Source organism: Polymorphospora sp. NPDC050346 (assembly GCF_040655695.1).
GTDB lineage: Bacteria > Actinomycetota > Actinomycetes > Mycobacteriales > Micromonosporaceae > Polymorphospora > Polymorphospora lycopeni.
In genome coordinates, this window is the sequence record NZ_JBFAKM010000060.1 from 1 (window position 1) to 13,394 (window position 13,394).

At 69.7% G+C, this 13,394-nt stretch carries 12 protein-coding genes; all 12 read left to right on the forward strand.

The window, feature by feature from the left end; translation table 11 throughout:
• Nucleotides 1–124: 124 nt before the first annotated feature.
• Nucleotides 125–2,632: a DUF87 domain-containing protein gene (locus AB0I42_RS34910; RefSeq protein WP_357544043.1), complete on the forward strand. Its 2,508-nt coding sequence runs from the start codon at nucleotides 125–127 to the stop codon at nucleotides 2,630–2,632.
• Nucleotides 2,633–2,918: 286 nt separating this feature from the next.
• Complete coding sequence (locus AB0I42_RS34915) at nucleotides 2,919–3,761, forward strand: replication-relaxation family protein (protein WP_357544044.1); 843 nt, start codon at nucleotides 2,919–2,921, stop codon at nucleotides 3,759–3,761.
• Between the two features lie 336 nt (nucleotides 3,762–4,097).
• Entirely contained in the window at nucleotides 4,098–4,865 is a 768-nt protein-coding gene (locus tag AB0I42_RS34920) for a hypothetical protein (protein ID WP_357544045.1), read from the forward strand.
• A gap of 421 nt (nucleotides 4,866–5,286) precedes the next feature.
• A complete protein-coding gene (locus AB0I42_RS34925) occupies nucleotides 5,287–5,955 on the forward strand; it encodes a hypothetical protein (protein WP_357544046.1) in 669 nt (222 codons plus the stop codon).
• A gap of 310 nt (nucleotides 5,956–6,265) precedes the next feature.
• Nucleotides 6,266–7,327, forward strand: coding sequence for a hypothetical protein (locus tag AB0I42_RS34930; RefSeq protein WP_357544047.1), 1,062 nt, complete (start codon nucleotides 6,266–6,268; stop codon nucleotides 7,325–7,327).
• Between the two features lie 148 nt (nucleotides 7,328–7,475).
• Nucleotides 7,476–7,826, forward strand: coding sequence for a hypothetical protein (locus tag AB0I42_RS34935; RefSeq protein ID WP_357544048.1), 351 nt, complete (start codon nucleotides 7,476–7,478; stop codon nucleotides 7,824–7,826).
• An 18-nt stretch (nucleotides 7,827–7,844) separates the two neighbouring features.
• A complete protein-coding gene (locus tag AB0I42_RS34940; RefSeq protein WP_357544049.1) occupies nucleotides 7,845–8,195 on the forward strand; it encodes a hypothetical protein in 351 nt (116 codons plus the stop codon).
• Nucleotides 8,196–8,394: 199 nt separating this feature from the next.
• Entirely contained in the window at nucleotides 8,395–9,519 is a 1,125-nt protein-coding gene (locus AB0I42_RS34945; protein ID WP_357544050.1) for a GGDEF domain-containing protein, read from the forward strand.
• Nucleotides 9,516–9,908, forward strand: coding sequence for a hypothetical protein (locus AB0I42_RS34950; protein ID WP_357544052.1), 393 nt, complete (start codon nucleotides 9,516–9,518; stop codon nucleotides 9,906–9,908). Before AB0I42_RS34945 ends, AB0I42_RS34950 begins: the two co-directional genes overlap by 4 nt.
• Nucleotides 9,905–10,333: a hypothetical protein gene (locus AB0I42_RS34955; RefSeq protein WP_357544053.1), complete on the forward strand. Its 429-nt coding sequence runs from the start codon at nucleotides 9,905–9,907 to the stop codon at nucleotides 10,331–10,333. The genes AB0I42_RS34950 and AB0I42_RS34955 overlap by 4 nt, the downstream gene beginning before the upstream one ends.
• Before the next feature lie 129 nt (nucleotides 10,334–10,462).
• Entirely contained in the window at nucleotides 10,463–11,491 is a 1,029-nt protein-coding gene (locus tag AB0I42_RS34960) for an ArdC-like ssDNA-binding domain-containing protein (protein ID WP_357544054.1), read from the forward strand.
• 233 nt (nucleotides 11,492–11,724) lie between these two features.
• Complete coding sequence (locus AB0I42_RS34965; RefSeq protein ID WP_357544055.1) at nucleotides 11,725–12,984, forward strand: DNA-processing protein DprA; 1,260 nt, start codon at nucleotides 11,725–11,727, stop codon at nucleotides 12,982–12,984.
• Nucleotides 12,985–13,394 lie beyond the last annotated feature (410 nt).

Here is a 13,394-nt window from a genome sequence, read left to right on the forward strand (position 1 = left end):
CAACCCGCGACCTCCACCCCAGCCGCCTGACCTGGGCAGCCACAACGCCCGGAGATCGCACCAAAGGCAAGAAGGAACTTCGTGCTGTTCCGGTAACGGGCAACACCGATCCCGAGGAGATGCCGTGATCAGGCTCGCCTCGCCGGTCCCGGCACCGACCCTGCCTACTCCTGCGCCGCTGCCGTCGTTCGGAACGCCGGCCCCGTCCAACCTGGTTACCGAGGCAATCGGGGACGTGGTTGCGTGGGCTTCGGCCCGGCCATGGCTCGCGATGGTCGCCGTGGCGTTGGGTGTGCTCGCGTTCGTCGCTCACGCCCGGCTGCTGGTGTGGCGGCAGCAGCGCTGGCAGCGTCACGCCCAGCAGATCACCATCACCCCGCCGCTAGAGGTGGAGTCCGAAAGCGCGGCGCGATGGTGGGCGACCTGCGCCGAGATCCTGCGCCCCGTGGGCTGGCGGCGTGTGCTCTACGGCACCCCGCACGTCGGCTTCGAGTACCGGTGGGCGGGTCGGCAGCTGACCATCGTCATCTGGCTGCCCGGCACCGTTCCTGCCGGACCGGTCCTCGCCGCTGTCGCTGGCGCCTGGCCCGGTGCCACCGCCACGGTCGGCGACGCCACCGCCCCGATCCCAGCCACCGTGATCGCCGAGGGTGACGCCCTGGCGCCGACGCTGCCGGCCTGGTACCCGATCGTTACCGGCCACGACAGCGACCCGCTGCGGCCTCTGATCTCCGCCTTGTCCGGGTTGCGCGACCACGAGTATGCCTGCGTGCAGGTCCTCGCCCGGCCGGCCACACGCCGGCAGGTCCGCCGGCTGCGGGCCGGCACGGCGGCGCTGCGTAGCGGACAGCCCGCCCGGGGCGCCTTCGATCCCGCGACCTGGCTGGACGGGCTCGCCGGTCTGCTGATGCCCGGGCCCGGCCGCGCCAGCACCGGTGCTGGCGGCCGCAGTGTGGCGTACCGGCCGCCGGTTGGTGATCCGGAGCGGGAGCGTGATATCCGTGCGGCGGTGGACAAGCTCGCCTCGGGCCAGTTGTGGGAGGCGTCGATCCGGTACGGCATTGCGCACACCAACCCGCGCAAGGTGGATGAGGAGAGCCTGCGGGTTCGGTTGAGGATGCTGGCCCGTGGTGCCGGGTCCGCCTACGGGCTGTATACCGCCCGGCAGCGGCTGCGGCGCGTCCGTCTCGCCCGGCCCGCCGCGGTGCTGGCCGGCAGGCCGCTGCGCTCCGGTTACCTGCTCGGTGTCGCCGAGCTCGCCGCTGTCGCCGCCCTGCCCACCGATCTGGCGGTGCCCGGTCTGGTACGCGCCCGTGCCAGACCGATGCCGGCACCGGTCGAGGCGCCCATGGGCGGCCGGGGCGTCAAACAGCTCGGCCACGCGCAGATCGGCGGCCATGCCGTCGCACTGCCCGTCGTCGATGCCCGCCAACATCTGCATGTTCTTGGCAGCACGGGCGTCGGGAAGTCCACGTTTCTGGTCAACCTGATCCTCGACGACGTGGCCGCCCGCCGCGGGGTTGTCGTCATCGACCCCAAGGGTGACCTGGTCACCGATGTCCTCGACCGGCTCGACCCGAAGGTCGCCGACCGGGTCGTGCTCATCGACCCCGACCAGGGGCAGGGCGGCTACTTCAATCCGCTGTCTGGCGACGACCACGATCTCGCGGTGGACAACGTGGTCTCCATCTTCTCCAAGATCTTTCAACGGCATTGGGGACCCCGGATCGACGACACCTTGCGGGTGGCCTGCCTGACCCTGATGCGCAAGGCCAACGCCACCCTCGCCCTCGTTCCGCCGCTACTCAACGACAAACAGTTCCGCATTGCCCTCACCAAGGAACTCGACGATCCGGAAGGGCTGCTCGGCTACTGGACCTGGTACGAGTCCATGCCACCGCCGGTGCGGGCACAGGTCATCGGCCCCGTCATGGCCCGGTTACGCGCCTTCCTGCTGCGGGACTTCACGCGCCGCACGCTCGGCACACCGCGCTCATCGTTCGACATGGAAACCCTGCTCAACACCGGCGGAATCCTTCTCGCCCGCCTGCCGAAGGGACAGCTTGGCGAGGACACCTCCCGGCTGATGGGTTCGTTCGTCCTGGCCCGTGCCTGGCAGGCCGCCACTGCTCGCGCGAAACTGCCTGAGGACAAACGCCGCGACTGCACCGTTTACATCGACGAGTGCCACAATTTCCTCAATTTGCCCGGGTCGGTGGACGACATGCTTGCCGAGGCTCGCGGCTACCGGTTGAGCCTCGTACTGGCCCACCAGGATCTCGCCCAGCTACCGCGGCCCACCCAACTGGCGCTGTCCGCGAACGCGAGGAACAAGATCACGTTCAACGTGGCGCCCGAGGACGCCCACCAGATGGCCCGGCACATGTTCCCCGAACTGTCCGAACACGACCTGAGCCATCTGGACGCCTACCAGGCCGCCGCCCGACTCGTGATCAACAACCGGGAAACCGCGGCATTCACGCTCCGGACCCGACCGCCCCGGCCTTCGATCCCTGGCGCAGCGGATCAGATCCGCAGGGCCTGCGCCGCGGCCAGCCGCAGCGCAGGCGATCCCACGGCGATCGAACAACTCGCCAAGCGGCTGGCCATCCAGCCCGAAAGCCGCCGGTAGAAGGCCGTCAGTCACCGCTGCCGGGACGGACGCCAGCCCGGCCTGGCAGCGGTCGGCCCCTGGTCCCCACCCCGGCCTGGTCCCGGCGAGACCTAACCCACCCTCAGCCGCCCAACAGCGCAGGCAGGTGCCCCGCATGCCCCATGATCAACCATCCCGACAGTCCCCTCAGGGGGACACTCTCCGACCGGGGGACGCCCCGTCACCCCCACGCCCTCGTACGCCCGTCCGACGCACGACAACGACCCTCGCCGACATCTCTGCCCGGCTACGCCCCCGCGACCGGGTGATCGCCGTCCTTCTCTCCGACCACACCGCGCTCACCACCGACCAGATCGCCGCGGTCCTGTTCGACTCGCCGATCACCTGCGCCCACCGCCTCTATGCACTGCGTCGCATGGACTTCATCGACCGCGTCCTGCGCTCCGGACAGCCGTCCCAGGTCTACTGGGTGCCCGGACGACTCTCGGCCCGCCTGGTCGCCCTCACCCGCGGCGAAACACCACCGACCCCGAGAGCGGTGGCCCTGGCCGCCGACAGCGTCCTGTCCGACCGCACCCGCCGGCACACCATCGAGACCAACCAGTTCTTCATCGACCTGCTCGCGCACAGCCGATCCCACCCACAGTCCCGATTGATCCGCTGGTGGTCCGAGCAGCAGACCGCCGCCGCGTTCGGTCGCCGCGTACGCCCCGACGGGCACGGTGTCTGGACCACGGGCCAGCGCAGAGTCAGCTTCTGGCTGGAGTACGACCGCGGCACCGAGGGCCACGTGCGGCTGCGCGACAAGCTGGAACCCTATCGCCGGCTACGTGTCGACGGCGGCCCCGGTCACGTCCTGCTGTTCTCGCTCCCCAGCCGGGAAAGGGAACGGAACCTCCACCACCATCTGGTCGAGACGGCCAGCCACGACCATCGGATCGCCGACGCCTTGGCCACCGTCGCTATCGCGACCTGTGCCCGAGACCGTGTGAATGGTCACGGCCCGGCCGGGCCCGTGTGGCGGCTCGTCGGAAACGGCGGCCACCGGTTACGCCTCGCCGACCTTCCCGCCACAGAAGAGGTGCCCGGCCCACTCAATCCGGGGCCGCCGTCAGCCGATCAAGACCCGTTACACGAGCTCACCTGACCCGTCGAAGCACGCCAAGATCCGGTACTCGAATTCACCCCTCTGACCGGCGAACCACTCCCCGAATGGCAACCCAACGACGCGCACACAGCTCGACGAGAGATCTCTTAGATCGTCTGCCGTGCCCGGCCGGTCCCTTCCCGGGTCGCACATTGCCACGCGACCGGCATCGGTCACCTCAACCCGGTAACGGTCGCGGTGTTCTCGCACGTGGCACCCGACGTCGGCCCACCGGAATCCGTCCCGGCCGTCGAATCCAGCTGACCACGCCTCGCGTTCGCTTGCGCCCTTCCCGCCGCGGCAGGAATTCAGAGCCTTTCCACACAAGGGAGAACCATGCCCGAAGAAAGCCCTCTCACGACGAACACGCAGCGCCCACGCCGACTCCTCACGCAGAACCGGAAGATGAGAAGAATCGGGGTGTGGAACTGGTCCATACCGGCGTGGGCCGGCCGTCTTCCTGACGGCCGGCCATACAACACATGTCCATCGGCCGGTATCTGCCGCGAGATCTGCTACGCGCGGCACGGCACCTACACCTGGCCAACGGTGCGCGCCAAACATCACGCCAATCTGATGTTCGTGCTCGACGATCCACCGGGATGGGAAGCAGCCATGGTTGCTGAGCTTGAGAGACGGAGGTTCCAGGACGCATGGATCAGGATCCACGACTCCGGCGACTTCTTCTCCGACAACTACACCAACGCCTGGATGCGGATCTGTCGCACCCGCCCGGGGATCAACTTCTATGCCTACAGCAAGGAGGTGGACAGGTTCCGGCGGCTTGTCGAACCGGACCCGCCACCGAACTTCCTCTGGGTGTACTCCCTGGGCGGGGTCCAAGACGCCGCACTGGATTCCGCCACCGACCGTGTCGCCGACATCTTCCCCGACGAGAACGCCATCACCGCCGCCGGATGGTCATCCCAAGAGGCCAGTGATCTCCTCGCCGTTCTCGGTCCTCGCCTGGTCGGGATTCCCGCCAACCGTATCCCCGCAGCCCTGCGCAAGCTCGCCGGCCGACGCGCCAGTCGCTGGCAGGCCGAGGTCGACGCCGAACGCGCCGGCCGGCGGCGGCCGGAGTCGTACGTCAACGGGACATGACCCAACGGGCGCCCGGTTGGCCAACAGCGCGGTCCTGGTTGACCAACAGCATCCGCCGATTGCCGCAACCGCAAGGGCTGCACGCCGGCCAACAGCCCTGGTCAAGCCGGCCCTTTGCGATCCCACACCATGATCGGATTCGGTTGGGTGGGCGGGCTACGGTGAGGACTCATTTCATGAACCCCGCACTTGCACCACCTCGGGCATCGGCCCGTCCCGGCAGGATCCGCACCCGCCCACCCGCCACCGGCCGGTCGGCAGCGACACCTTCTTCCGCGACGCCCCGCCCATCCCGCACCACCGTTCTCATCCCTGACCGCACCGCCGAGAACATTCCGGCCCCTGCGGTTCGCCTGGACTCCTGTTCCGGCCACACCTGTACCACCTCACCGATCTCATCGATCAGAATGGAGGTATCCGCATGTCCTCACCGCTGACCATCGTGGTCGCCCTCGACCCCGACACCGCAACTGCGGCACTCACCGATTCAGCCGCTTCCCGCGTCCGCAGCCAGGACCTTTCGCCGGCTGGTGCGGTTGGCCACTTCTCGGCGCGTCGCCGTCTCACCCGCAAGCTACTGCGCCGCGTTCGCGGGCGCGCCGCCGGCGGCCCGATCCGTCTCCTCGACTTCCAATCCATGCGTACGCACGCCGACAACTACGCCGCATGGCAGTGGCAACAATGGCGTGCTGTCGTTTCCGGCACCCGCGACGCCCAACCCTGGTGGGTGTTCGTCGACCGGCACCGCGCCGACCCGGACACTTGGCCGGTCAGCCGGGCCCAGCAGGCGTACCTGGCGCAGCCCCGCGTGCTGGCGATGACCGCCTATAACGCCGCGTACCGGCACCACCCCATTCCCAGAGCACGACTGGAATCCCTGCAATCGGGATTCAACGCGTACCGCACCCTCGCCGCGCTCGCCGCCGTTCCCGGCGACGCTGTCGCCACCGACGGCGGCGACTTGCTCACTCCGAGCAGCGGACGGCTGTTCGACCAGCTGCGTTATCTGCACGCCGCGAACGACTACATCGACCGTCTGCACCGGGACACCCCACTCGTGGCCATCACTGCTCAGTCCGGCAGCGAATAGCGACGATTGCAAGCGGGTAGCTCGGGCTTTGCCAGCCGAGTTACCCGCTTCCACCCCCGCCGAAGATCTACGCCGGCCGACGCCGTTCCTGTCGAAGTCGGTCGTTTATCAGCGGCCACATCACTGGACAGAGTCCGGCGATGTGTGCGCGTCCCTCCCACGGCCCCACTGACGCCGGGCAGGCATCCTCGCCGGCCCGGCCATTGCCATGCCCACCGGAGGGCGCCGGCCAGACGGCGCCGAGAAGGGAGGCACCAGCGCCGGGTCGCGCCATAGGTCACGAGCGCCCCGACACCAACCGATCCAGCTCATGGGTCGGCTCGTCAGCCCATCTCTTCTGGTCCGGATCACGACCGGACCGTCCTACCTAATTGGAGGCGGCATGAGGCGGAGCACCATCTCCGAAGCCCTCACCGAAATCCGGCAGTTCGACAGTTTCAACGCCGGCACCCTGGTCGGCGTCGCCCTCGCCGAGCGGTACGGCGGCGCACCGCCGCTGCGACTCGACGGGCTGCCCGCAGCCCAGGCCGCCGCCCTGCGGGCTTCGCTTGACGCCCGCGCCGCGGGTGTTGTCGGCATCGACACTCCGGCCTATCTCGTCTACTCGAGTGGCCTGCTCGTGGCATGGTGCACCGTTCGCGCCGCTGTCGCCACGCCGGACCTCGTGCTCAGTGGTACCCGGGCCCGCCATCAACGCCTCGCCGTGCAGGCGCTGTCCGACCTGGCCCGTCAGACGCTGCTCCGGCTCGCCGACGCCCGACCGGACACCGATCCTGCCGGCATGGAGTCCGTCATGTATCACGAAGCGGCGGTGCGCGTTGCCGTGGCCGACGACTTGACGACCACCGCAGCGACGATTCTCGACCCTGACCCGGCCGTGGCGGAAGCGGCGATCCGCAGCCTCCTACCGGCTCGCGCCACGGAGCCGCCGCAACCGCTGGTTGTGCTGGATGCGACCGGCTTCGGCCGGTACGGGCGATGTGCCCACCGGCTGTCCCTGCCGGTGCTCTGCGCGATGCGTCGCATCGCCGACGTCCACCGGCTCCCGGCGGCGGTCGTCGGCGACTGGATCGACGCCAACGGCGACACCGACAAGGATCTGCCTGTCGACGATCTCCCGGCCATCTTCGACGCCGCCCTTGTCGGCATGTTCAGCAGCCAGCGCGCCTACACCGAGCGGCACATGGCCGAACGCGGCTGGACCGATGCGATCGAACGGGCTGGTATCCCGTACCGCTACATCCACCTCGGCGCCGTTGAACGGGACCTGTTCGACCACGAGGTGCAGACGATCCCCACCATCTCGACATCCGGCGGGCATGCCGTGGCCGTCTTCCGCCGCATCCCGCCGCCGGACGCGAGCAAGGGGTAACCCCCGTGCCTCGACCCGAGCACAGGCATCGACCGACATGCCGAGAACCCTTTCGGATCCCGGCGCTGATGCCGTCGCGTCCACATGCCCAGACAAGACCGCAGAGGCGCCGGGACGCAAAGGGCCTGCGCACCAAGGGAGCAACACGATGACCTCGCACACGACCACACACCGCATCACGCAGGTGCGGCTACCCGGCCTGCCCGACAGCTACCCCGCGCACGTCGACCACCAGCACGAACCACCGGTAGTCCGCCTGGCGTGGACCACGCTGGTCCGGCTCGCGGACGACCTGATCCGGCACTGGCCCCACCGGGCCGCCACCGACGGCCTGGCGCCGCTGATCAACCTGCATCACGGCGGTGCCTACCTCATCGGGCGCTTCGGTGACCGCGACAGCCCGGTCTACCCGCTGCTCCCGGACGCCGACGGCCTCTACCCGCTCGACGATCCGAGCCTGCCGTGGATCGTCGCCCCATCCGCGCCGGCGCCCCGTTAGCCCACAGGAGGTCAACGCATGCTCGTCACACTCGGCTTCACACAGTCCGATCCCGACGCGGGCTACAGCAGCTTCAGCGACGGGTACCGGGTCGGCGCACCCCAGCTTTCGGTCACCGTCGCCCTTGAGGGCGACGGTTCACAGTTCACCGGCGAGCAGTGGGCCGAGGCCGCGTTCGTCGCCTCGAACCGTTCCGACGCTGCGCCGGCCGGGCCGGCCAGGGCACTCCAACTGGCCATGGCCGAGCAGGTGTCGACCCGTCTGCGGTCCCTGTCGGTAGGCGACACCGTCACCGTGCACGGCCAGATGTGGGCGTGCACCGGCGTCGGGTGGCGGCGCGTGGATGCCGACCGCGGCGCCACCTTCTAACGCCACGCCTCCCTGGTAAGTCGCCGCTGCGCGCGCTGGCCGTACCGCTTACGTCGGTCGGTCACCAGGCGCGGCCTGCATCAACTTCGGAACCCCTGGCAGCCCGCCATCGGCTGGGCTGCCTGCTTGTGGGCCCGGGGGCGGGCCTCGCCTTGGACAGCGGCCCGTCCCCGGTGCTCCTGTACGAGAGGAGCACTTCATGTTCACCCCTGACCCACCCGACCGCCAACCCCGTGGAGTCCACGCCGTGGTTGTCGCGGGCATCGTCATCGCCATCGTCGTTGGCCTGCTCTACGCGCTGGTCCTGGCCGGAAACGGCGCCCGCCTGGCCTCCGTCGCGTTCGCCGCTGTGCAGGTGTGGGCCCTGCTGGCCACCGGCGCCGCGGTGCTGCTGGCCCTGCGGCGCCGGCGCCTCGTCGCGACCCATGCACGAATGCGCACCGAACTCGCCGCGGCCAACGGCCGGGAGCACGACCTCCGGCAGGATCTTGCGGTGGCGCTGACCGACCCGGTGACCGGCCTACCTGTCCGCGCGGTGGCGGAGGAAGCTCTTACCGCGGCGGCGGCCCAGGGACAGCCCTTGGCGATCGCTTTGGCGGACGCCGACGGTCTCAAGGCGGTCAATGACGAGGGCGGGCACCCGGCCGGTGACCTGTACCTCGCCGCGATCGCTGACCGGCTCACCACTGCGGCCAGGGCGGTCGCCGCCGATGCGCTGGTCGCCCGCGCCGGTGGCGACGAGTTCGTGATCCTGGCTCCCCGCACCGTTTCCACGGTCCTGGCCGACGCGATCCGGGCCGCCTTCGCCGCACCGCGCAGTGGTCGACGCGGGGCGTCGCCGCGGGTCAGCGTCGGCGTTGCTGCCAGCGACGGCAGCGATCCCCGGTACGCCCTCGCGCAGGCCGACGCCGCCATGTTTACGGCGAAGCAGACCGGCAACCAGGTCTTGGTCTACGAGTCGGACCGTGACGGCGTCCCGTGGGCCGATGGCACTCGCACACCGGTACGCCGCCGTGACCTCAACCCCGGCCGAGACATCGTGCTGCCCACGAACGGAGCCGGCCCGCTGGTTCGGATCGTCTGCTCGGCAGACGACGCGGCGACGATCGTCAACGCCCTGTGGGTCGCTGACCGACGGTGGGCCGCCACCGAACCCGCACCCGCCCCCCGCGAGCCGCGGGTACCGGACCAGACGATCGACGTCTCCCCCACTGCGGAGGGGCTCGACCGCATCAGGGCGCTGGCTGAGGCGGAGAGGGCCAAGTACGCCGATCTCGCCGGCCGGGTCAGCGCGACGCTTGACCTGGCGAGGAGGCAGCCGTGACTCGTCCACACCCGGTTGCCGCTGCGATTGTTGTCGGGCTCTGCCGCGTCGTTGACCTGGGGCAGGACGATGTCATCCGGCTGCCTGCCCGGGTCTTCCTTCCCATTGAGGTGGCCGGCGTGCGTGACGGCGAGCCGGCCCGCTGCTCGTGGCAGCTCCGGTCCGCCAGCGAGGTGCCCGGCGTGCACGAGTGGCGCATGGTCTATGACCTCGACGATCTGGACGGTGAGCATGCGTCGATGTTGACCCTCTTGCCGAGTTGCTTTCGGCCGCTGCGTGTCGCCGCCGACGAGATCGACCAGGGTGGCGAGTTCGGTTCGGTGGTCCTCGCCCTGCACGAGTTCGATCTGGTGGAGATCCAACTGCGGCTGGATCGGGACAGCCGGTGAACGGCCATTCGGAGCGGCTCAGCGTACTGGTCGGTCCGACCAGCCGGATACGTACCTACAGCGCCTACGGGTGGTGGGTGTTGGCTGGTGGACGGGCCGGCCGCGGTCTGCATCCGGAGGACTTGACGCCGGCCCAGCGGCTGGTGTTCGTCGGCGTCCACCACCATGCCGACTGCGTCACCGCCGCCGGTGGCGTCTACTCGGGCTGCCAACCCGATGATGTCGTCGACCTGGTCACCATGTCGGCCGGGGCGGCGAAGTCGGCTCTGCACCGTCTGGTCCGGCTCCGCTGGCTGGACCGAGACAGCAGCGGGATGTTCCAGGTGACCAGCACCGCTCAGGCATTCGTCCGCGCCGGCTGGCTCGACGATCCCACGCTGGCCGGCGAACCTCTGATCGACGTACTTACCGATCCGCTGCAGTGACCTTGCCCTGCGCTTCCTGGCTCTGTCGGGATCGCGGACGGGGCGCAGCCTCACCTCATGCCCACGGGCAGGCTGGGGCTGCATGGTCCCAGCCTGTCCGCCGCCAGGAGGCGGGGATCGGAGGCCATGATGGCCAAGAAGAACAGCGAGGAGCACGCCGAACTCCTCGCGAAGATCAAAAACGACTTCGATGACCGGCTGGCGGGTATGGCTGGCGACCCGCGGCAGTGGATCGAGTTCGTGGAACGCGCGGCAGTGTTCGGTGCCCGGTACAGCCTGGCCAACCAGATCCTGCTCATGGTGCAGGCGCAGGAGCGTGGCATCGAGCCACGCTATTTCCTGTCGTACGGCAATCGGGCCGGCACGTCGGGGTGGCGGCTGTGTGGGCGGCAGGTCCGCGCCGAGGAGAAGGCGTTCAAGGTGTGGGCGCCGGTGCGGTGGCGGCCGACGGAGGAGCAGGCCCTGGAGTGGGAGGCGGCCGGACGCACGGTCACCAGGGACGACCGGGGCCGTCCGGCGGTTCAGGTTGTCGGCTTCCGGCTGATCAACGTGTTCGAACTGTCCCAGACCGACGGCGAGCCGTTCGAGCCGCCGACCGTGCGGCGGATTCGCCGGGTGAAGGCCGCCGGTGGACAGGTGCCGCGGTTGTTGACCGGTGACGACCCGACGGGCGCGTACGACGATCTGGTCAAGCTGATCAAGGACGAAGGTTACGCGTTCGAGCTGGTGCCAGCCGGGAGTGGCTACCTGGGCAACGCGAACGGAGTCACCGTCACCGGGGCGACCATCCGGGTGGTGCAGGTCCGTGACGACGTCGACCCCGCGCAGCGGGTCAAGACCACGGCGCACGAACTGGCCCACATCCGATGTGGGCACCCCACCGGGGCCCGCATCGGGGAGAACCTGCACCGTGGGCGCAAGGAAACCGAGGCGGAAAGCGTCGCGCATCTGGTGTGCACCGCTCTTGGGTTGGACACCCGGGTCTACTCCGACGCGTACGTGCTCGGTTGGGCCGACGGTGACCTCGGCCTGATCCGGGAGTGCGCGGAGACCGTGCTGCGGGTGTCCAGGAAGGTCCTGCTCGATCTCACCCCGGACGAGGCCAACACCGAGACCGCCACCGAACCCGGACTCGATCTCACGCCGCAGCCCAGGTAACGGGCGCGATTCGCAGCCACGCCGCCGCCAGGTGAACGCCTGCCCGAACGCGGCTGCTCGCCCTCGGGCCGACAGCCGCCACAGCTGTTTGCCCACCAGAACCTGCTCACGCCAGCCGCGCCCGCTCCCCCGGCGCCGGGATCTTCACCGGCCGCGCGGTGGTCGCCTTCGCCTCGCGGCCCGCCTTCAGCGCCCTCACGGGCGGCCAACCCTTCACAGAGAGGAAAACTGTCATGCCTGACCTTCAAGACCAGAGAATCAGCCGCGCCGTGCTGGCCCGTCTGACCAGGCCCGGAGACCCACGCATCCACGCCCTGGTCCAGGAAGTGGGTCCACGAGCCGCTCTCGACCAACTCCTCGACGACCCACTCGACACCGTCTTCGCTCCCGACGTCGACCCGCCTGCCGGCACGGATGCGCGGCGGGTAGCCGCCCAGGTCGTCGCCGATACCGAGCGCATCGGTGCACGGATCGTGACGCCGGAAGACGGGGAATGGCCGGCCTCGTTGGTCGACCTGGCTTCTGGCGGGGCCGGTCATACCGCTCTGTCGGCGCCGCTGTGCCTGTGGGTTCGTGCCCAACGGCCGTTGCCCGACATCCTCGACCGGGCGGTCGCCGTGGTCGGTGCCCGGGCCGCGACCTCCTACGGCCAGCACATCGCGGCGGAGATCGGCCACGCGCTCGCCGAACAGGGATGGGGTGTGCTCAGCACCGGTGGGCACGGCATCGACGCCGCCGCGTTGCGCGCCGCCCGGGCGATCGGGCCGGCGGCGGCCGCGATGCCGGCCTGCGGGCTCGATCGCCCCTCTCCCACCGGAAACCAGAAGCTGTTCGAACGGGTCGATCTCATTAGTGCCTGGCCGCCGGGAAGCATCCCGAAGGTCGCCGACTCGGCCGTCAACCGGGCCTGGGTGGCGGCGCTGACGCGAGGCACGGTGCTCGTCGAGGCCAGCCTGCGCAGTCGCGCGGCCGGGATCCTGTCGCACGCACTCGCCGTTGGCCGGCCTGCGATGGCCGTACCCGGCCCGGTCACCTCTGCGCTGTCCGCCGGCTGCCACCGGGCGTTACGCGCGGACAGCCGGGTTCGGCTGGTCCGTGACGCCGCCGACGTCGTTGCGCACCTGACTGCGCTGGCTGGGGTGGAGGCTGCCGTCTGGTCGCCGGCGTGGGTGGTGCTGTCCGGTGTCGGCGGCCCGTACCAGGCACTCGTCGCCGACCGGCTCGATACGCAGGGCTGGCCGGTCGCCCGGTTCGACGCCGCCACGATTGCCCGCATCGCGGCCGACTGTGACGCGCTCGCGGTACGGGTCGGTGAGATCGCCGGGGTCACCCGTCTGCGTCTGACCGGCCGCACCGTCATCCAGATCGACCGGTCCGGGACGCCCACCGAGTCGGTGAGCACTATCGCCGCCGACGTCGACGGGTTGTATCGGCTTGACGGCTGGCGGTGGGACATCGGTGAGCCACCGCCACCGGGCCGCGGACGGGGATGAGCGTTCACCGGCCCGGTCGGCTTGACCAGCTGCAGGCACGCCGCTGGTGGTCCGACGACCCATCATCCGGTGTCGGTGGGTGACGCCGCAGGCGGCTGACGTTCCGGCCGTCCACTGGGATGCGTCCGGCGCCGGCCATGCGACCACCCGCGTCGGCAGCCTCCTCTTTCGACGGTCGTCGCGCTGTTCGTGACGCCCGGCCACATGCCGGCTGTCGCAGTTATTCATCCGTCCCATTTCCCGTTTCCTCGTTCATTTGCCAACTCGGCGATCGGAGGTGCGGAAACGGGACGGTTCCGCACCTCCGTGACCACTTTCAGGAGGTGTGACCATGCCACCGACTCAATCGGTAGCAATCCACGAAGACGTCGATCCTCTCGGCTTGTGTCCAGGTGATGCGCCGCCGCAGG

Bases quoted from the DNA above. Each gene is read 5' to 3' on its own strand.
- AB0I42_RS34920 (WP_357544045.1), top strand. From the start codon at position 4,098: ATGCCCGAAGAAAGCCCTCTCACGACGAACACGCAGCGCCCACGCCGA.
- AB0I42_RS34925 (WP_357544046.1), top strand. From the start codon at position 5,287: ATGTCCTCACCGCTGACCATCGTGGTCGCCCTCGACCCCGACACCGCA.
- AB0I42_RS34930 (WP_357544047.1), top strand. From the start codon at position 6,266: ATGGGTCGGCTCGTCAGCCCATCTCTTCTGGTCCGGATCACGACCGGA.
- AB0I42_RS34935 (WP_357544048.1), top strand. From the start codon at position 7,476: ATGACCTCGCACACGACCACACACCGCATCACGCAGGTGCGGCTACCC.
- AB0I42_RS34940 (WP_357544049.1), top strand. From the start codon at position 7,845: ATGCTCGTCACACTCGGCTTCACACAGTCCGATCCCGACGCGGGCTAC.
- AB0I42_RS34945 (WP_357544050.1), top strand. From the start codon at position 8,395: ATGTTCACCCCTGACCCACCCGACCGCCAACCCCGTGGAGTCCACGCC.
- AB0I42_RS34960 (WP_357544054.1), top strand. From the start codon at position 10,463: ATGGCCAAGAAGAACAGCGAGGAGCACGCCGAACTCCTCGCGAAGATC.
- AB0I42_RS34965 (WP_357544055.1), top strand. From the start codon at position 11,725: ATGCCTGACCTTCAAGACCAGAGAATCAGCCGCGCCGTGCTGGCCCGT.